The 19,259-nt window shown below is 68.4% G+C and carries 17 protein-coding genes and 1 tRNA gene; 4 read left to right on the forward strand and 14 right to left on the reverse strand.

What is annotated here, in order from left to right:
* Positions 1-70 precede the first annotated feature (70 nt).
* The 10 genes from cyoD to murJ form a co-directional block, all read right to left on the reverse strand.
* The gene (gene cyoD / locus LRX76_RS17070) at positions 71-415 is read right to left on the reverse strand and encodes a cytochrome o ubiquinol oxidase subunit IV (protein ID WP_231806833.1); all 345 of its coding nucleotides are present in this window, start codon (positions 413-415) and stop codon (positions 71-73) included.
* On the reverse strand, positions 415-1,044 hold the full coding sequence (gene cyoC / locus LRX76_RS17075; protein ID WP_231806834.1) for a cytochrome o ubiquinol oxidase subunit III: 630 nt from the start codon (positions 1,042-1,044) through the stop codon (positions 415-417). Before cyoC ends, cyoD begins: the two co-directional genes overlap by 1 nt.
* The gene (cyoB, locus tag LRX76_RS17080) at positions 1,041-3,044 is read right to left on the reverse strand and encodes a cytochrome o ubiquinol oxidase subunit I (protein ID WP_231806835.1); all 2,004 of its coding nucleotides are present in this window, start codon (positions 3,042-3,044) and stop codon (positions 1,041-1,043) included. The genes cyoC and cyoB overlap by 4 nt, the downstream gene beginning before the upstream one ends.
* A complete protein-coding gene (gene cyoA / locus LRX76_RS17085; protein ID WP_231806836.1) occupies positions 3,044-4,081 on the reverse strand; it encodes a ubiquinol oxidase subunit II in 1,038 nt (345 codons plus the stop codon). The genes cyoB and cyoA overlap by 1 nt, the downstream gene beginning before the upstream one ends.
* A 269-nt stretch (positions 4,082-4,350) precedes the next feature.
* Positions 4,351-4,426: transfer RNA gene (locus LRX76_RS17090), tRNA-Thr, on the reverse strand.
* A 35-nt stretch (positions 4,427-4,461) separates the two neighbouring features.
* Positions 4,462-5,412, reverse strand: a complete 951-nt coding sequence (gene ispH / locus LRX76_RS17095; protein ID WP_231806837.1) for a 4-hydroxy-3-methylbut-2-enyl diphosphate reductase — start codon at positions 5,410-5,412, stop codon at positions 4,462-4,464.
* 55 nt (positions 5,413-5,467) lie between these two features.
* On the reverse strand, positions 5,468-5,983 hold the full coding sequence (gene lspA, locus LRX76_RS17100; protein WP_231806838.1) for a signal peptidase II: 516 nt from the start codon (positions 5,981-5,983) through the stop codon (positions 5,468-5,470).
* Positions 5,984-6,150: 167 nt separating this feature from the next.
* Complete coding sequence (gene ileS / locus LRX76_RS17105; RefSeq protein ID WP_231806839.1) at positions 6,151-8,979, reverse strand: isoleucine--tRNA ligase; 2,829 nt, start codon at positions 8,977-8,979, stop codon at positions 6,151-6,153.
* Entirely contained in the window at positions 8,976-9,938 is a 963-nt protein-coding gene (locus LRX76_RS17110) for a bifunctional riboflavin kinase/FAD synthetase (RefSeq protein WP_231806840.1), read from the reverse strand. Before LRX76_RS17110 ends, ileS begins: the two co-directional genes overlap by 4 nt.
* 73 nt (positions 9,939-10,011) lie before the next feature.
* On the reverse strand, positions 10,012-11,604 hold the full coding sequence (murJ, locus tag LRX76_RS17115; RefSeq protein WP_231806866.1) for a murein biosynthesis integral membrane protein MurJ: 1,593 nt from the start codon (positions 11,602-11,604) through the stop codon (positions 10,012-10,014).
* A gap of 116 nt (positions 11,605-11,720) precedes the next feature.
* On the opposite strand from murJ, the gene rpsT reads away from it, so the two are divergent.
* Complete coding sequence (rpsT, locus tag LRX76_RS17120) at positions 11,721-11,990, forward strand: 30S ribosomal protein S20 (protein ID WP_057629708.1); 270 nt, start codon at positions 11,721-11,723, stop codon at positions 11,988-11,990.
* A gap of 170 nt (positions 11,991-12,160) precedes the next feature.
* Here rpsT and cgtA read toward each other — a convergent pair whose 3' ends face one another.
* The 3 genes from cgtA to rplU all read right to left on the reverse strand — a co-directional run bounded on the left by cgtA (position 12,161) and on the right by rplU (position 14,030).
* The gene (gene cgtA / locus LRX76_RS17125; protein WP_231806841.1) at positions 12,161-13,207 is read right to left on the reverse strand and encodes an Obg family GTPase CgtA; all 1,047 of its coding nucleotides are present in this window, start codon (positions 13,205-13,207) and stop codon (positions 12,161-12,163) included.
* A gap of 229 nt (positions 13,208-13,436) precedes the next feature.
* Complete coding sequence (rpmA, locus tag LRX76_RS17130) at positions 13,437-13,697, reverse strand: 50S ribosomal protein L27 (RefSeq protein ID WP_231806842.1); 261 nt, start codon at positions 13,695-13,697, stop codon at positions 13,437-13,439.
* A 12-nt stretch (positions 13,698-13,709) separates the two neighbouring features.
* Entirely contained in the window at positions 13,710-14,030 is a 321-nt protein-coding gene (gene rplU / locus LRX76_RS17135) for a 50S ribosomal protein L21 (RefSeq protein WP_231806843.1), read from the reverse strand.
* Between the two features lie 296 nt (positions 14,031-14,326).
* Between rplU and uvrA the strand changes: the two genes are divergently transcribed.
* Complete coding sequence (gene uvrA, locus LRX76_RS17140; protein WP_231806844.1) at positions 14,327-17,314, forward strand: excinuclease ABC subunit UvrA; 2,988 nt, start codon at positions 14,327-14,329, stop codon at positions 17,312-17,314.
* Positions 17,311-17,724 carry a thioesterase family protein gene (locus LRX76_RS17145; RefSeq protein ID WP_231806845.1) on the forward strand — a complete coding sequence of 138 codons (414 nt, stop codon included), beginning with the start codon at positions 17,311-17,313 and terminating at the stop codon, positions 17,722-17,724. The genes uvrA and LRX76_RS17145 overlap by 4 nt, the downstream gene beginning before the upstream one ends.
* Positions 17,725-17,939: 215 nt before the next feature.
* On the opposite strand, the gene LRX76_RS17150 is transcribed toward LRX76_RS17145, so the two are convergent.
* On the reverse strand, positions 17,940-18,398 hold the full coding sequence (locus tag LRX76_RS17150; RefSeq protein WP_331716790.1) for a copper chaperone PCu(A)C: 459 nt from the start codon (positions 18,396-18,398) through the stop codon (positions 17,940-17,942).
* A 38-nt stretch (positions 18,399-18,436) separates the two neighbouring features.
* Here LRX76_RS17150 and LRX76_RS17155 point away from each other — a divergent pair, with 38 nt between their 5' ends.
* Entirely contained in the window at positions 18,437-19,213 is a 777-nt protein-coding gene (locus LRX76_RS17155) for an enoyl-CoA hydratase/isomerase family protein (RefSeq protein ID WP_231806846.1), read from the forward strand.
* Positions 19,214-19,259 lie beyond the last annotated feature (46 nt).

Below are 19,259 nucleotides of genomic sequence, written 5' to 3' on the forward strand. Positions count from 1 at the left end.
ATGGAAACGACAAGGCCGCCCGAAGGCGGCCCTGCCGTCGATACGCGGGGCGATGCCCCACAGCGAAGCCCTACATCATGTGGCGGTTCATGTTGTAGAGGATCCACAGCGAGCCGGCCACGATGATCGCGATCACCAGCACGGTGAAGGCGAACGCCGAGACGTTCCAGCGCTGCTCGGACGAGTTGTCCATGTGCAGGAAGAACTTCAGGTGCACCAGGATCTGCAGCACGCCCAGGATCGAGATCGCCGCGATGGCCACGGTGCGGGAGAAGCCGCCGCTCATCACGATGGCGAACGGGATCACCGTCAGCACCACCGCCAGAACGAAGCCGATCAGGTAGGACTTGACGCTGCCGTGGCCTTCGCCGCCGGCGGCGTGGGCGGGGGTCTGATGGTTGTCGTGTGCGGCCATTACAGGGCTCCGAACAGGTAGACGACGGAGAACACGCCGATCCAGATGATGTCGAGGAAGTGCCAGAACAGGCTCAGGCACGCCAGGCGCGTCTTGTTGGTGGGGGTCAGGCCGTTCTGCGCCACCTGCACGAACATCACGATCAGCCACAGCAGGCCGGAGGCCACGTGCAGGCCGTGGGTGCCGACCAGGGTGAAGAACGCCGACAGGAAGGCGCTGTGGCCCGGCCCGTAGCCCTGGTGGATCAGGTGGCGGAACTCGTAGATCTCCATGCCCAGGAAGCCGGCGCCGAGTAGGAAGGTCACGCCCAGCCAGCCGTAGACCTGGCCCAGCTTGTGCTTGTGCACCGCGATCATGCCCAGGCCGAAGGTCAGGCTCGACAGCAGCAGCAGCGCGGTTTCCCAGGCCACGAACGGCAGCTCGAACAACTCGGCCCCGCTGGGCCCGCCGTTGGTGGAGCTGGACAGCACCGCGTAGGTGGCGAACAGGCAGGAGAAGATGAGGCAGTCGCTCATCAGGTAGATCCAGAACCCGAGGACGGTGTTCTCGCCCGGATCGTGGTGCTCTTCGTGGCCATGGGCCGCCGCGTGGGCGGCCCCGGTCATCGTGTCGGTGGTTGCGCTGCTCATGCCGTACGCTCCGTTGCTTTCACCAGCCCCGCTTCCTCAAGGTGGCGGAAGCGTTCGTTCTCAATGCGCTCGACCTCGGCGGCCGGCACGTAGTAGTCGGTGTCCTTGTCGAACGTGCGCACGATGAACGTGGCGATCATGCCGACGAAGCCGACGATGGCCAGCCACCAGATGTGCCAGATCATCGCGAAGCCGAATACCAGGCTGAAGGCACCGATGACCAGGCCGGCGCCGGTGTTGCGCGGCATGTGGATGTCCTGGTACTTGGCCGGGCGCTTCCACGCCTTGCCGTCCAGCTTGTCGTGCCAGAACTGGTCCAGGCCGCCGACCTGCGGCACCACCGCGAAGTTGTAGAACGCCGGTGGCGAGGAGGTCTCCCACTCCAGCGTGCGCGCATCCCACGGGTCGCCGGTCAGGTCCATGTTCTTCTTGCGGTCGCGGATGCTGACGATGAACATCAGCAGCTGGAAGACGATGCCCAGCGCGATCACCGCCGCACCCACGGCGGCCACGATCAGCCACGGCTGGAACTCGGGGTTGGAATAGCTCTGCATGCGCCGGGTCATGCCCATGAAGCCGAGCACGTATAGCGGCATGAACGCCAGGTAGAAGCCGATCAGCCAGCACCAGAACGCCGCCTTGCCCAGCTTCTCGTTGAGCTTGAAGCCGAACATCTTCGGGAACCAGTAGCTGATGCCGGCCATCATGCCGAACACCACGCCGCCGATGGCGGTGTTGTGGAAGTGGGCGATCAGGAACAGGCTGTTGTGCAGCACGAAGTCCACCGCCGGCACCGCCATCATCACGCCGGTCATGCCGCCGATGGTGAAGGTGACCATGAAGCCGATGGTCCACAGGATCGGCACGCGGTACTCGATGCGGCCGCGGTACATGGTGAACAGCCAGTTGAACAGCTTCACGCCGGTCGGCACCGAGATGATCATCGTGGTGATGCCGAAGAACGCGTTGACGTTGGCGCCCGAGCCCATCGTGAAGAAGTGGTGCAGCCACACGATGAAGGACAGCACGCCGATGGCGCAGGTGGCGTACACCATCGAGGTGTAGCCGAACAGCGGCTTGCGCGAGAACGTGGCCACCACCTCGGAGAACACGCCGAACGCCGGCAGGATCAGGATGTAGACCTCCGGGTGGCCCCAGATCCAGATCAGGTTGACGTACATCATGGCGTTGCCGCCGCCGTCGTTGGTGAAGAAGTGCGTCCCCATGTAGCGGTCGAGGGTCAGCAGCACCAGCGTGGCGGTCAGCACCGGGAAGCTGGCGACGATCAGCAGGTTGGTGACCAGCGCGGTCCAGGTGAACACCGGCATGCGCATCAGGTTCATGCCCGGCGCGCGCATCTTGAAGATGGTCACCAGGAAGTTGATGCCGCTGAGCGTGGTGCCCAGGCCGGAGACCTGCAGGCCCCAGATGTAGTAGTCCACGCCGACGCCGGGACTGTATTCCAGGCCGGACAGCGGCGGATAGGCCAGCCAGCCGGTCTGGGCGAACTCGCCCACGCCCAGCGAGATCATCACCAGGCCCACGCCGGCCACGAACAGCCAGAAGCTGAGCGAGTTGACGAACGGGAAGGCGACGTCGCGGGCGCCGATCTGCAGCGGCACCACCAGGTTCATCAGGCCGGTGACCAGCGGCATGGCCACGAAGAAGATCATGATCACGCCGTGGGCGGTGAAGATCTGGTCGTAGTGATGCGGCGGCAGGTAGCCCTCGGCGCCGCCGGCGGCCATGGCCTGCTGGGCGCGCATCATCACCGCGTCGGCGAAGCCGCGCAGCAGCATCACGAACGCCACGATCAGGTACATGATGCCGATCTTCTTGTGATCGACCGAGGTGAACCACTCCTTCCAGAGATAGCCCCACAGCTTGTAGCGGGTGATCAGCCCCAGGATGACCAGACCGACCAGGCCGGCGGCCGCGAGCGTGACCATGATGATCGGCTCGTGGTACGGAACCGCTTCGATAGTGAGTTTACCCAGCATCAGTGTTCTCCCGGACCCGCATGGCCGTGCGCGGGCGCATCGGCATGGGTGTCCGCGTTGTGGTCGGCATGGTCGTTATCGGCATGGTCCATGCCGGCGTGCTGCATGTCGGCATGCTGTCCGCCCGCATGCTCCATGGCGGCATGCTCCTGCGGATCGTGCGACATGCCGAAATGGTGGTTGTCGCCCACGTGCGCGGCGATGATCGACTTGAACAGCCCCGGCTGCGCCGAGGAGTAGTAGGTCACCGGATAGCGCTTCTCGTTGCGGTCGGCGGCCAGCGCCTTGAAAGCGACCTGGTCCAGCGGCTTGCCCTCGGCCTTGACCTTGTCCACCCACTGCGCGAATCCCTCGTCGGTGGTCGCGCGGGCGGTGAAGTTCATGCCGGCGAAGCCGTGGCCGCTGTAGTTGGACGAAATGCCGTGGAACTCGCCCTGCTCGTTGGCGATCAGGTGCAGCTTGGTCTCCATGCCCGCCATCGAGTAGATCTGCGTGCCCAGCTGCGGGATGAAGAACGCGTTCATCACCGTGTCCGAGGTGATGCGGAAGTTCAGCGGCGTATCGACCGGGAAGGCGATCTCGTTGACCGTGGCGATGCCCTGCTCCGGGTAGATGAACAGCCACTTCCAGTCGAGCGAGACGGCCTCGATGGTGACCGGCGGCACATCCGAATCGATCGGCTTGTACGGGTCCAGCGCGTGCGAGGAACGCCAGGTCAGCACCGCCAGCACCAGGATGATCAGGCACGGGATCGACCACACCACCACCTCGATCGCGGTGGAGTGCGACCAGTTCGGCTCGTAGCGGGCCTTGGTGTTGGAGGCGCGGTAGTGCCAGGCGAAGGCCAGCGTCATCACGATCACCGGGATGACCACCAGCAGCATCAGCACCACCGCGGTGATCAGCAGGGTCTTCTGGTCGTGGCCGATCTGCCCCTTGGGATTGAGGATGCCGGTACTGCAGCCCGCGAGGAACACGGCCACCAGCAGCACGGCGGCTGGACGAAGCAGGCGTCCAAATTGTTTCAGCGAAGTCATCGGGTCGATCCAATGGCGAGGGAATGCTGGCCGCTTCCGGAGGCTGTGCGGGGACAATGCACAGCCAACAAGCTCCGCGAAAGCCGGAACCCGATCCTGGAAATGGTTGGCGCGACAATTTTATGCCGTTGCGCAGCAACAACGAAAGTCATTAAGCAATGATCAGGCGCAAAATCGCCGTGATTGAGCCTGCGACAAATTGCCGCAGCCGCTCGCGCCGGGCATGAAAACGGGCCGGCCATCTGCATGGCCGGCCCGTCGGGTGTCGCTGGTGCCGGAGATAGGAATCGAACCTACGACCCCATCATTACGAATGACGTGCTCTACCAACTGAGCTACTCCGGCGGAACCGCGAATTCTAGGGCCCCGCCGTGCGGCGGTCAATTGACCAGTTGCAGGCGCAGCTCCTTCGGCAGCGCGAACACCATCGATTCCGGCTCGCCGGCCAGCTCCGACACCCCGGAGGCCCCCAGTTCGCGCAGGCGCTCGATCACGCCGTCCACCAGCACCTGCGGCGCCGATGCGCCGGCGGTCAGGCCGATGCGGCGCTTGCCGGCGACCCAGGCCGGGTCGATCTCGTCGGCGCCGTCGATCAGGTAGGACTCCACCCCGTCGCGCTTGGCCAGTTCGCTCAGGCGGTTGGAATTGGAGCTGTTGGGCGAGCCCACCACCAGCACCAGGTCGCATTCGCGGGCCAGGTCGCGCACCGCATCCTGGCGGTTCTGGGTGGCATAGCAGATGTCGTCGTTCTTCGGCCCCTGCATGGCCGGGAACCGCGCCCGCAGCGCGACGATGATGCCGCGGGTGTCGTCCACCGACAGCGTGGTCTGGGTGGTGTAGGCCAGGTTCTCCGGCTGCGATACCTGCAGCGAGGCGACGTCGTCGATGTCCTCCACCAGGTAGATGTGGCCATCGCCCCCCTGCCGGCTCCACTGCCCCATGGTGCCCTCGACCTCGGGATGGCCGGCATGGCCGATCAGCACCACGTCGCGGCCGGCACGGCAGTGCCGCGCCACTTCCAGGTGGACCTTGGTCACCAGCGGGCAGGTGGCGTCGAACACCTTCAGCCCGCGGCGGTCGGCCTCGGCGCGCACCGCCTTGGAGACGCCGTGGGCGCTGAAGATCACCGTGGCGTTGTCCGGCACCTCGTCCAGTTCCTCGACGAACACCGCGCCGCGGCGCTTGAGGTCGTCGACCACGAAGCGGTTGTGCACCACCTCGTGGCGCACGTAGATCGGCGCGCCCAGCGTCTCGATGGCACGCTTGACGATCTCGATGGCTCGATCGACGCCGGCGCAGAAGCCGCGCGGATTGGCTAGCAGGACATCCATGGCTCAGAGGGTCCGGGCAAAGGGCGTGAAGTTCAAGGGGCAGGCCTGGATCGGATCATCCTGCGTTGGGCTTGCCGCCGGCCTTGCGGCGGCCGTCGAACAGGCCGAACACGGCGATGCCGATGGCCCCGGCGACGATCGCCGAGTCGGCGATGTTGAACGAGGGCCAATAGTGGTCGCCCACGTACCACTGGATGAAGTCCACCACATGGCCGTGCATCAGCCGGTCGATGACGTTGCCGATGGCCCCGCCGATCACCAGCGAGTACGGCAATGCGCCGCGCCAGTCGCCGCGGCCGGTGCGTGCCAGCCAGAACGCCAGCATCGCGCTGATGCCCAGCGCCAGCGCGGTGAAGAACCACAGCTGCCAGCCGCCGGCATCGCTGAGGAAGCTGAATGCGGCGCCGGTGTTGTAGCTGCGATACCAGTTCCAGAAGCCGTCGATCACCGGCACCGGGGTGTACTCGGGCAGGCTGGACAGCACCCAGGCCTTGCTCCACTGGTCCAGGCCGATGATCGCCGCCGACAGCAGCAGCCAGATCAGTGCGTTGGGTTTGGGGGTTGCGGTCATGGCCAAGCCACCTTGCTGTTACTTCTCCCGTTCGAGGGACTACGTGCCCACCGGGGTAGAAGGTGCCCGAAGGGCGGATGAGGAAAGAACGCCGGACACGCCGCGAACGGCCCTCATCCGGCGCTGCGCGCCACCTTCTCCCGCCGACGGGAGAAGGGAACACGCGGTCAGAACCAGCGCCGGTCCTCGCCCGGCCCCTCGATGTTGCTCACGCAGCGGCCGCACAGCTCCGGGTGGCGCGGGTCGGTGCCGACGTCGTCGCGGTGGTGCCAGCAGCGCACGCACTTTGGCTTGGAGGTCGGCTGCGCGCTGACGAAGATGTCGTCGGTGCTGGCCGGCGTCACCGTCACGTCGCCGCTGATGAACAGGAAGCGCAGCTCCTCGGCCAGCGGCTGCCAGCGCGCCGCGGTGGCGGCGTCGGCGGCAACGGTGATCTCCGCGTCCAGCGCCGCGCCGATCACGCCGTTGGCGCGCATCGGCTCGAGCACCTTGGCCACCTGCTCGCGCAGGACCAGCAACTGCTCGAAGTCGGCCGGCGACAGCGCCGCGTCGGCCGGCAGCGGCGCCAGGCCGTCGTACCAGGTGGCGAACAGCACGTTGCCGGCGCGCTCGCCCGGCAGGTAGCCCCACAGCTCGTCGGCGGTGAAGCTCAGCACCGGCGCGATCCAGCGCACGAACGCCTCGGCCACGCGGTACATCGCGCTCTGCGCCGAGCGGCGCCCGCGCGAGTCGGCGGCCATCGTGTACAGGCGGTCCTTGGTCACGTCCAGGTACAGCGAGCCCAGGTCGACGCTGCAGAAGTTCAGCAGCGCCTGCACGATCTCGGCGAAGTCGTAGCGCTCGTAGGCGCCAGCGATCTTCTCCTGCAGCTCCCAGGCGCGATGCACGATCCAGCGGTCCAGCGCGACCATGTCGTCGAGCGGGCGCAGGTCGCGCGCCGGGTCGAAGCCGTGCAGGTTGCCGAGCAGGAAGCGCGCGGTGTTGCGGATGCGGCGGTAGGCGTCGGCGTTGCGCTTGAGGATCTCCTGCGACAGCGACATCTCGTTGCTGTAGTCGGCCGAGGCGATCCACAGGCGCAGGATGTCCGCGCCCAGGGTCTTCATGATCTCCTGTGGCTCGATGCCGTTGCCCAGCGACTTGGACATCTTGCGGCCATGCTCGTCCACGGTGAAGCCGTGGGTCAGGCACTGCCGGTACGGCGCGGCGCGGTCCAGCGCCACCCCGGTCAGCAGCGAGGACTGGAACCAGCCGCGGTGCTGGTCGGAACCTTCCAGGTACAGGTCGGCCGGCTTGGGCAGGCCACGGTCGGCCAGCACCGCCTCGTGGGTGACGCCCGAGTCGAACCAGACGTCGAGGATGTCGGTGACCTTGTCGTACTGCTCGGCCTCCTCGCCCAGCAGCTCGCGCGCATCGAGCGAGTACCACACGTCGATGCCGTCCTGCTCCACGCGGTCGGCGACCTGGCGCATCAGCTCGGTGCTGCGCGGGTGCAGGTCGCCGGTGACGCGGTGGATGAACAGCGCGATCGGCACGCCCCAGGTGCGCTGGCGCGAGATGGTCCAGTCCGGGCGGCCCTCGACCATGCCGGCGATGCGCGCCTGGCCCCAGGCCGGGTACCAGCGCACGCCCTCGATCGCGGTCAGCGCATCGGCGCGCAGGTGGTTCTGGTCCATCGAGATGAACCACTGCGGGGTGGCGCGGAACGCCACCGGCGTCTTGTGCCGCCAGCAGTGCGGGTAGCTGTGCTCGATCCTGGCGTACGCCAGCAGCGTGCCGTTGCCGCGCAGCACCTCGACGAGCACGTCGTTGGCCTTCCAGATGTGCAGGCCCGCGAGCACGGTGTCGCCGGCCGGCGGCGTGGTCGGCAGGTACACGCCGCGGCCGTCGACCGGGTTGATCTGCGAGGCGTTGTAGCGTTCCAGCAGGCCGTACTGCCGGGCCACGACGTAGTCTTCCTGGCCGTGGCCGGGTGCGGTGTGCACCGCGCCGGTGCCGTCCTCGGCCGAGACGTGGTCGCCCAGGATCACCGGGATGTCGCGATCGTAGAACGGATGCGCCAGCAGCACGCCGTCCAGCGCCGCGCCGGGGGCGCGGCCGTGCACCACCACCTCGTCGATGCCGTAGCGCGCCAGCGCGGTGGCCGCCAGCGCCTCGGCCAGCACCAGCCAGCGCGGCTGGCCGTCGCGTGCGGGGCCTTCGACCAGCACGTAGTCCAGGTCCGGCCCCAGCGACACCGCCAGCGAGGCCGGCAGCGTCCACGGCGTGGTGGTCCAGATCGGCACCGCCACCTCCACGCCGGCCGGCAGGCCGGCGCCGAACAGCGCCGCCAGCGCCTGGCCGTCGCGCGCCGCATAGGCCACGTCGACCGCCGGCGATACCTTGTCCTGGTACTCGATCTCGGCCTCGGCCAGCGCCGAGCCGCAATCGAAGCACCAATGCACCGGCTTGACGCCGCGTGCCAGGTGGCCGTTGTCGACGATCCTGGCCAACGCGCGCATCTCGTTGGCCTCGAAGCGGAAGTCCAGCGACTTGTACGGGTTGTCCCAGTCGCCGACTACGCCCAGGCGCTTGAAGTCGCGGCGCTGCAGGTCGATCTGCGCGGTCGCGTACTCGCGGCACTTCTGCCGGAACTCGGTGGCGTCGAGCTTGACCCCGACCTTGCCGTACTTCTTCTCGATGGCGATCTCGATCGGCAGGCCGTGGCAGTCCCAGCCCGGGATGTACGGCGCGTCGAAGCCGGCCAGGTAGCGCGACTTGACGATGATGTCCTTGAGGATCTTGTTGACCGCGTGGCCCAGGTGGATCGCGCCGTTGGCGTAGGGCGGGCCGTCGTGCAGCACGAACAGCGGCCGGCCCTTGGCGTTCTCGCGCAGCTGCCGGTACAGGCCGTCGCGCTCCCAGCGCGCCAGCGTGTCCGGCTCGCGCTTGGGCAGGTCGCCGCGCATCGGGAAATCCGTCGCCGGCAGGTTGAGGGTGGCTTTGTAGTCCTGGCTCACGCGGTGGCTCGCAGTCGTTTTTCTGAAAGGATGCGACGCGCCTGTTCGGCGTCGCGATGCATCTGCTCGGTCAGGGCGTCCAGCCCGGAGAACCTCTCCTCGTCGCGCAGCTTGGCGACGAACTCGACCTCGATATGACGACCGTACAGGTCGCCGCGGTAGTCGAACAGGTGCGCCTCCAGCAGCGGCTCGACGCCGGCCACGGTCGGCCGGGTGCCGAAGCTGGACACCGACGGCCACGGCACGCTCCTGCCGGAATCGCTGAACACCCCGTGCACCCAGGTGGCATAGATGCCCGCCAGCGCCGGCGTGTGCGGGAAGCGCAGGTTGGCGGTGGGGAAGCCGAGCGTGCGCCCCAGCTGCTTGCCGTGCACCACCCGCCCGCCGATGGCGTAGGGATGCCCCAGCAGCTCGCTGGCATGTTCGAAGCCGCCGGCCAGCAGCAGTTCGCGGATCCGCGTGCTGGAAATGCGCTCGCCGTGCAGGTGTACCGGCTCGATCTCGCCGGCGACGAAGCCCAGTTCGGCGCCCAGCGCCTGCAGCAGCGCCAGGTCGCCGCCGCGGCGATTGCCGAAACGGAACTTCGGCCCGATCCACACCTCGCGCGCGCACAGCCGCCCGACCAGCGTCCGGCGCACGAAATCCTCGGCGGCGAGCGCCGCCAGCCGGCGGTCGAAGCGCAGCAGGCCGATGCCGTCCACGCCCAGCGCGCGCAGCCCCAGCACCTTGTCGCGCGCCAGCGTCAGCCGCGGCGGCGGCGCATCGGGGGCGAAGAACTCGCGCGGCAGCGGCTCGAAGCTCACCGCCACCGCCGGTACGCCGAGCGCGCGCGCGCGGGATTCGGCATGGCGCACCAGTGCGCGGTGGCCCAGGTGCAGGCCATCGAAGGCACCGATGCAGACCACGCTCCCGTGCGGGTACAGCACCCCGCCGTCGACGTCTCTAAACAGCCTGCTCATTCAAACCGGAATCCGGCCCACGGGCCGGCTCATTGCGATAGGGAGCCGTGAAGTATAGCCGGGCCATCGCCGATCAATGCCCGCGCAGGTCGCGCGGGCGGAAACCCAGCGCCAGCAGCGCGGCGACGTACATGCCGCCGCCGCCGCATACCAGCACCGCCAGCCAGCCGGCGCGCTGCCACTTGTGCATGCCGGTGAACCCCGGCAGCCAGTACAGCAGGGTCGCCAGCACGGCGACCATTGCCGCGCAGGCCAGCGCCAGCCGCAGCAGGTAGCCGCCCCAGCCCGGCCTGCGCCGGTACACGCCGGTCCGGCCCAGCCAGCGCCACAGCAGCAGCAGGTTGAGGTAGCTGGACAGCGCGCTGGCGATGCCCAGCGCCAGGTGCAGGCCGGGCTGCTGGCCGAGCGCGGCCATCACCCCCTGGGCCTTGAGCGCGTCCGGCACCATGATCTGGTACAGCACCGCCAGGAACACGAAGTTCAGCACCATGTTGGCGACCAGCGCCGCCACGCCGGCGCGCACCGGGGTGCTCGTGTCCTGGCGCGAATAGAACGCCGGCAGCACCACCTTGAGCAGGGCGAACGCCGGCAGGCCGAAGCTCAGCCCGTACACCGACAGCGCGGTCATGCGCACGTCGAAGGCGGTGAACTCGCGGTACTGGAAGAACGTGGCGATCAAGGGCTCGGCCAGCAGCAGCAGCCCGAGCATGGCCGGCACCGCGATCAGCAGGGTCGTGCGCAGGCCCCAGTCCAGCGAGGCCGAGAAGCCGTCGCTGTCGGTCTTGACGTGGTGGCGCGCCAGCGCCGGCAGGATCACCGTGCCCAGGGCCACGCCGAACACGCCCAGCGGCAGTTCCAGGAAGCGGTCGGCCAGCGACAGCCACGACTGCGAACCGTCGCTCAGGCGCGCGGCGATCACCGTATCGAGCAGCAGGTTGATCTGCGCCACCGAGGAACCGAACAGGGTCGGCACCATCAGCGTCAGCACCTTGCGCACCCCCGAGTGCCGCCAGCCCCAGCGCGGCAGGGTCAGCAGGTCGATGCCGCGCAGCGCCGGCAACTGGAACAACAGCTGCAGGATGCCGGCCACCAGCACCGCCCAGCCCAGTGCCAGGATCGGCACCTGCATCCGCGGCGCCAGCCACAGGGCGCCGGCGATCATGCACAGGTTGAGGATGACCGGCGTCAGCGCCGGCATCGCGAACCGCTGGAAGCTGTTGAGCGCGCCGCCGGCCAGCGCGGTCAGAGACACGAACAGCAGGAACGGGAAGGTGAGCCGGAACAGATCCACCAGCAGCCCCTGCTTGGCCGGGTCGGTGCCGACGCCGCTGCCGAACAGCCAGGCCAGCTGCGGCGCGAACAGCAGGCACACCGCGGTGACCACCAGCAGCGCGCCGCCCAGGGTGCCGGACACACGCGACATCAGCTCGCGCAGTTCGGCGTGGGAGCGGGTCTCCTTCACCTCGGTGAACACCGGCACGAAGGCGGTGGCGAAGGACCCCTCCGCGAACAGCCGGCGCAGGAAGTTCGGCACCCGGAACGCCACCCAGAAGGCGTCGGTCACCGCGTTGGCGCCGAAATGGGTGGAGATCACCTGGTCGCGCACCAGCCCCAGCACGCGCGAGACCATGGTCATGCTGCTGAACGAAAGCAGCCCGCGAAGCATGCGGGGGGAGCTCATCGACCGCCCCCCTTGACAACCGACTTGACGTGGATATTCGGGACCTTCATAATTTCGCGCTTGCTTTTTTCCACCACACCGCTTTTCAGGAAACCACCAACGTGGCCAATATCAAGTCCGCCAAGAAGCGCGCCAAGCAGACCGTCGTGCGCAACGCGCGCAATACGGCTCAGCGCTCGATGCTGCGCACCGCTGTCAAGAAAGTGATCAAGGCGCTGGACGCCAACGACGCAGCCGGCGCCGAAGCCGCCTTCGCCGTCGCCCAGCCGATCCTGGATCGCTTCAGCGCGCGCGGCCTGATCCACAAGAACAAGGCTGCCCGTCACAAGAGCCGCCTGACCGCCCGCATCAAGGCCATCAAGGCCGCCTGATCCGGCGTTGCCGCTGGCGGCCTGACCGCCGACGGCGCGAAAAGACCCGGCCCCGGCCGGGTTTTTTGTTGCCCGGAGTCCGGGAGGAAACCCGGCAGGAGCGACTTCAGTCGCGACCGGGCTTTCCCGGGAGAGCTCCATCGCGACTGAAGTCGCTCCTACAACCGCGCTCACGCGTCCTGCTCCTCCGACTCCTCGCGCTGGCGGTCGAAGAAGGCCATCACGTCCTTCATGATCGGCCAGGTGCCCTCGCGACCCAGCGCCGACACCAGGTACCACGGCCCGGTCCAGCCCAGTTCGGCGACGATCGCCTCGGCGGCCTGCCGCGCCTCGTCCTCGAACATCAGGTCGGCCTTGTTGAGCACCAGCCAGCGCGACTTGGCCAGCAGCTCGGGATCGTGCCGCTCCAGCTCGCGCTCGATCGCGCGCACCTGCTCGACCGGCGACACGCCCTCGACCCCGCCTTCCATCGGCGAGATGTCCACCAGGTGCAGCAGCAGGCGGGTGCGCTGCAGGTGGCGCAGGAACTGCGCGCCCAGGCCGGCGCCGTCGGCCGCGCCCTCGATCAGGCCCGGGATGTCGGCGATCACGAAGCTGTGGTGCGGCTCCACGCTGACCACGCCCAGGTTGGGATACAGGGTGGTGAACGGATAGTCCGCCACCTTCGGCGTGGCCGCCGAGACCGCGCGGATGAAGGTGCTCTTGCCGGCATTGGGGAAACCCAGCAGGCCGACGTCGGCCAGCAGCTTGAGCTCCAGCTTGAGCGTGCGCTCCTCGCCCTCCTCGCCCGGCAGCGCCTGCCGCGGCGCGCGGTTGACCGAGCTCTTGAAGTGCATGTTGCCCAGGCCGCCCTTGCCGCCCTTGGCCACCAGCAGGCGGTCGCCATGGCGCACCAGGTCGCCGATCACCTCGTCGGTATCGACGTTGATCACCACCGTCCCCACCGGCACGGTGATGACGCGGTCCTCGCCGGCCTTGCCGTACATCTGCCGGCCCATGCCGTTCTCGCCGCGCTGCGCCTTGTAGATGCGCTCGTGGCGGAAGTCGACCAGCGTGTTGAGGTTCTCGTCGGCCTGCAGCCAGACGCTGCCGCCATTGCCGCCGTCGCCGCCGTCCGGGCCGCCGAGCGGAATGAACTTCTCGCGCCGGAAGCCGACGCAGCCATTGCCGCCGTTGCCGGCGATCACCTGGATTTCAGCTTCGTCTACGAGTTTCATGGGTTCAAGGCCGGGATTGGGGAGTGGGGATTGGGGATTGGCGCAACGTTCCGATCGCCGCGCCAAATCCCATTTTGCAACATCGCCAGGGTCGGACAGGACACCGGGACACGCCTTTGCGAATCCCGAATCTCCACTCCCGAATCCCGGCCTTCCAACGAAAAACCCCGCCGAAGCGGGGCTCTTGGCGTCGGATCCCGTGCCGTAGCCGGGTTCCTGCGCGAGGCGATCAGGCCTCGGCGACCACGCTGACGGTGCGTCGCTTCTTCGGGCCCTTGGTGGTGAACTCCACCTTGCCGTCGACCAGCGCGAACAGGGTGTGGTCGCGGCCCAGGCCCACGCCGGTACCCGGATGGAACTGGGTGCCGCGCTGGCGGATGATGATGTTGCCGGCCTCGATGGCCTGGCCGCCGAAGATCTTCACGCCGAGGTACTTCGGATTGGAGTCGCGGCCGTTACGGGTGGAACCACCAGCCTTTTTGTGTGCCATGACGTCTTCTCCTTACTTGCTGTCGCCGGCGGCGATGCCGGTGATCTCGATTTCGGTGTAGTACTGCCGGTGCCCCTGGTGCTTCATGTGGTGCTTGCGGCGGCGGAACTTGATGATGCGCACCTTGTCGGCGCGGCCCTGGGCCACGACCTTGGCGGTGACGCTCGCGCCCTTGAGCGCATCTCCGAGCTTGATGCCATCGCTGTCGCCGAGCAACAGGATGTTGTCGAAGGTGATCTCGTTGCCGGCTTCGGCATCGAGCTTCTCGACGCGGAGCGTTTCGCCCTGCGCCACGCGGTATTGCTTACCGCCGGTTACCAGTACTGCGTACATGACCAGACTTCCTCTGTAGTTATTGTGGTCGCCCCTGCCGTACCCGGATCGGGCAGACAGGAGCGGAATTGTAGTCGCCCCGGCGGGTTACGGTCAAGCCGCCCCCATGAACGGGAAACCTTGGCGGGCAAGGCCGGACCGCGCCGCGCCGGCCGCGCCCCGCAGGCTGGCAAAAGCGGCAATTGCCCCCACCTGACAAGCTGGGTAGGCTGATCGATTGCCGACCCAACGTTGAGCATGCTCGCCCCCTTGCCGGCACGGACACCCGTCCCTGCCGGCCCGACATCGGATCCCCCATGGCGATGGAATACATCCGCATCCGCGGTGCGCGGACGCACAATCTCAAGAACCTCGACCTCGACCTGCCCCGCGACAAGCTGATCGTGATCACCGGCCTGTCCGGCTCGGGCAAGTCGTCGCTGGCGTTCGACACCATCTACGCCGAGGGCCAGCGCCGCTACGTCGAGTCGCTGTCGGCGTATGCGCGGCAGTTCCTCAGCGTGATGGAAAAGCCGGACGTGGACCACATCGAGGGGCTGTCGCCGGCGATCTCGATCGAGCAGAAGTCGACCTCGCACAACCCGCGCTCCACCGTCGGCACCATCACCGAGATCTACGACTACCTGCGCCTGCTGTACGCCCGCGTCGGCCAGCCGCGCTGCCCCGACCACGGCTACCCGCTGGAGGCGCAGACGGTCAGCCAGATGGTCGACCAGGTGCTGGCGCTGGGCGACACCGAGGAAGGCCGGGCGCGGCGCTACATGCTGCTGGCGCCGGTGATCCGCGACCGCAAGGGCGAGCACGCGCAGGTGTTCGAGCAGCTGCGCGCGCAGGGCTTCGTGCGCGTGCGGGTGGACGGCGAGCTGTACGAGATCGACGCGGTGCCGGCGCTGGCGCTGCGGCAGAAGCACACCATCGAGGCGGTGATCGACCGCTTCCGCCCGCGCGAGGACATCAAGCAGCGGCTGGCCGAGAGCTTCGAGACCGCGCTCAAGCTCGGCGACGGCATGGCCTCGGTGCAGTCGCTGGACCCGGCGCCGGACGGCGCCGGCCCGGCCGCGCCGCAGCTGTTCTCCTCCAAGTACAGCTGCCCGGTGTGCGACTACTCGCTGCCGGCGCTGGAGCCGCGGCTGTTCTCGTTCAACGCCCCCACCGGCGCCTGCCCCGGCTGCGACGGCCTGGGCATGGCCGAGTACTTCGATCCGGCCAAGGTGGTGGTGCACCCGGAGCTGTCGCTGGCCGCCGGCGCGGTGCGCGGCTGGGACCGCCGCAACGCCTACTACTTCCAGCTGATCGCCTCGCTGGCCAAGCACTACCGCTTCGACGTGGACGCATCCTGGCAGTCGCTGCCGGAGAGCGTGCGCCACGCGGTGCTGTACGGCAGCGGCGAGGAAGCGGTCACCTTCACCTACTTCACCGAGGCCGGCGGCCGCACCCAGCGCAAGCACCGCTTCGAGGGCATCATCCCCAACCTCGAGCGCCGCTACCGCGAGACCGAGTCGCCGGCGGTGCGCGAGGAGCTGGCCAAGTACGTCAGCGAACGGCCGTGCCCGGAATGCGGCGGCGCGCGCCTGAACCGGGCCGCGCGCAACGTGTTCGTCGCCGACCGCGCGCTGCCCGAGCTGGTGGTGCTGCCGGTGGACGACGCGCTGGCGTTCTTCCGCCAGCTCTCGCTGCCCGGCTGGCGCGGCGAGATCGCCGCCAAGATCGTCAAGGAGATCGGCGAGCGGCTCGGCTTCCTGGTCGACGTCGGGCTGGACTACCTGACCCTGGAGCGCAAGGCCGACACCCTGTCCGGCGGCGAAGCGCAGCGCATCCGCCTGGCCAGCCAGATCGGCGCCGGCCTGGTGGGCGTGATGTACGTGCTCGACGAGCCGTCGATCGGCCTGCACCAGCGCGACAACGAGCGCCTGCTGGGCACCCTCACCCGCCTGCGCGACCTCGGCAACACGGTGATCGTGGTCGAGCACGACGAGGACGCGATCCGCCTGGCCGACTACGTGCTGGACATCGGCCCCGGCGCCGGCGTGCACGGCGGCGAGATCGTCGGCCAGGGCACGCTGGAGGACATCCTGGACGCGCCGCGCTCGCTGACCGGGCAGTACCTGTCGGGCAAGCGCGCCATCGAGATCCCGGCGCGCCGGCACAAGCCGAACCCGAAGATGACGCTGCACCTGCGCGGCGCGAGCGGCAACAACCTCAAGGGCGTGGACCTGGACATCCCGGCCGGGCTGATGACCTGCGTGACCGGCGTGTCCGGCTCGGGCAAGTCGACCCTGGTCAACGACACCCTGTTCACCCTTGCCGCCAACGAGATCAACGGCGCCTCGCATCCGGTGGCGCCGTACCGCGAGATCGACGGACTGGACCTGTTCGACAAGGTGGTGGACATCGACCAGTCGCCGATCGGGCGCACCCCACGCTCCAACCCGGCCACCTACACCGGTCTGTTCACGCCGCTGCGCGAGTTGTTCGCGCAGGTGCCGGAGGCGCGCGCGCGCGGCTACTCGCCCGGGCGCTTCTCCTTCAACGTGCGCGGCGGCCGCTGCGAGGCCTGCCAGGGCGACGGCCTGATCAAGGTGGAGATGCACTTCCTGCCGGACGTGTACGTGCCCTGCGACGTCTGCCACGGCAAGCGCTACAACCGCGAGACGCTGGAGATCCTCTACAAGGGCCACAACATCAGCGACGTGCTGGAGATGACGGTGGAGGACGCGCTCAAGCTGTTCGAGCCGGTGCCGTCGATCGCCCGCAAGCTGGAGACGCTGGTGGACGTGGGCCTGAGCTACGTCAAGCTCGGCCAGAGCGCGACCACCCTGTCCGGCGGCGAGGCGCAGCGCGTCAAGCTGTCCAAGGAGCTGTCGCGGCGCGATACCGGGCGCACCCTGTACATCCTCGACGAGCCGACCACCGGCCTGCACTTCCACGACATCGAGGCGCTGCTGGCGGTGCTGCACAAGCTGCGCGACGAGGGCAACACGGTGGTGGTGATCGAGCACAACCTGGACGTGATCAAGACCGCCGACTGGATCGTCGACCTCGGTCCGGAGGGCGGCCACCGCGGCGGCACCATCCTGGTCACCGGCACGCCGGAGGAAGTGGCGGCCGCCCCGAACTCCTACACCGGCCAGTTCCTGGCCAGGATGCTGCCCTCGGTCGCCGCGCGCCCCGAGCGGCCGGCGGCGATGGCCAACAAGCCCTCGGCCTTGCCACCGCGCAAGAACAAGAGCGCCGGCAAGGCCGCCGCCAAGAAGACCCCTGCCAAGAAGAAGGCTTCCCGATGAGCGAGACCCGCGAGCACAAGATCCTGGCGCGCATCCCGATCAGCGTGCGCTGGCGCGACATGGACAGCATGGGCCACGTCAACAACGCCAAGTACGTGTCGTACCTGGAGGAGGCGCGAGTGCGCTGGATGCTGACCGTGCCCGGGGTGTCCATGGGCGACCGCATCGCCCCGGTGGTGGCGGCGACCAACGTCAACTACCGCCGCCCGCTGGTATGGCCGGACGACATCCTGGTGGAGCTGTTCGTCGAGCGCCTGGGCAACAGCTCGGTGACCATCGGCCACCGCATCGTCGACCAGAAGGACGAGGCCGTGCTGTACTCGGACGGCAACGTGGTGGTGGTGTGGATGGATACCCAGACCGGCAAGAGCGCGGCATTGCCGGAGGCGATCCGCGCCGCGTCGAGCTGAGGGACCGAGGCCGGCTATCGTCCCACGTGAATCCCCTTCCCCATCCTTCTCCCGCTTGCGGGGGAAGGTGCCCGAAGGGCGGATGGGGGCTGCCTGGAGCATGGGAAAGCAACAGCAAAAGCACCCCCATCCGGCGCTGCGCGCCACCTTCCCCCGCAAGCGGGAGAAGGGAATCCGCTTTCACGACGGGAAGGCGAGCAGTTCAGCAACAGGATCTACGGCTGCGGCGCGCTTCGCGCGACCCTCAACTCCGCCGGTGCCTGGCTGCCATCCTCCAGTTCGAACGACAGGCGCAGCCGTGCGCCCTCGGTCAAGCCGCCCGTGGCCCGCATCAGCATCAGATGCAGGCCGCCGGGGCGAAAGACCGCCTCGCCGCCGGCCGCAAGTGGCAACCTGCCGATCTCGCGCATGCGGCTGATGCCGTCCTTCTGCGTGCTCTCGTGCAGCGTCACCTCGCCGAAGTCGGGACTGCGTGCGGCCACCACCACGACCGGGTACCGGCACCGGTTGCGCAGCACGCCGTAGCCCGCCGCCATCGACATCGCCGGCATCGCGCGCGCCCAGCCGGCTTCCAGCCGCAGGCATCCGGCGGGCCCGACCGACGACGCGCACAGGGCCGGCGCCGCGAGGGCAACCAGGGTCAGGACAGCCATCCGGAAGGGGCGCAGGTCCATGCCGGCTATGATAGCCAGCCACATCCGGGAGGCAGTGAATGAGCGCATCCGTGCAGATCCAGGACCATGGCCCGATCCGCGAGATCCGTCTGGCGCGGCCGCCCGTCAACGCGCTCGACGACGAATTGTGCCGTGCCCTGGCCGCCGCGCTGGACCAGGCCATGACCGACGACGTCCACGGCGTGGTGCTGTCGGGCAGCGAGCGCATCTTCTCGGCCGGGCTGGACGTGCCGCACCTGCTCTCCCATGGCGTCGACCGCGCCCGCCTGCTCGACAGCTGGAACGCCTTCTTCGGCGTGGCGCGCGCGCTGGGCGACAGCCGCGTGCCGGTGGTGGCGGGGCTGACCGGCCACGCCCCGGCCGGCGGCTGCGTGCTGGCGCTGTGCTGCGACTACCGGATCATGGCGCGCAGCCCCGACCCGGCCTCGCCGTTCGCCATCGGCCTGAACGAAGTCCAGGTCGGGCTGGTCGCGCCGGAAGGCATCCAGCGCCTGCTGCGGCGCGTGGTCGGCGCGCATCGCGCCGAACGCCTGCTGGTGTCCGGAGCGATGGTGCCGGCCGAGCGCGCGCGGGAGATCGGTCTGGTGGACGAACTGGTCGATGGCGAACTGGTGGTGCCGCGCGCCGTCGCCTGGCTGCAGGCGCTGCTGAAGCTGCCGCGCCAGCCCATGCTGCGGACCCGCGCCATCGCCCGCGCCGGGGTGGCCCAGGCCCTGCAGCCGGGGCTGATCGGCCTGGACCGCTTCGTCGACGACTGGTACGCCGCCGACACCCAGCAGGCCCTGCACGCGCTGGTCGAGAGACTGAAGAAGTAGGCCCGGTCCGCACATGGGGCGGGCCTCGGCCCCGCCACCAGGTATT

The sequence above is a fragment of the Stenotrophomonas sp. MMGLT7 genome (assembly GCF_021168555.1).
Taxonomy (GTDB): Bacteria; Pseudomonadota; Gammaproteobacteria; order Xanthomonadales; family Xanthomonadaceae; genus MMGLT7.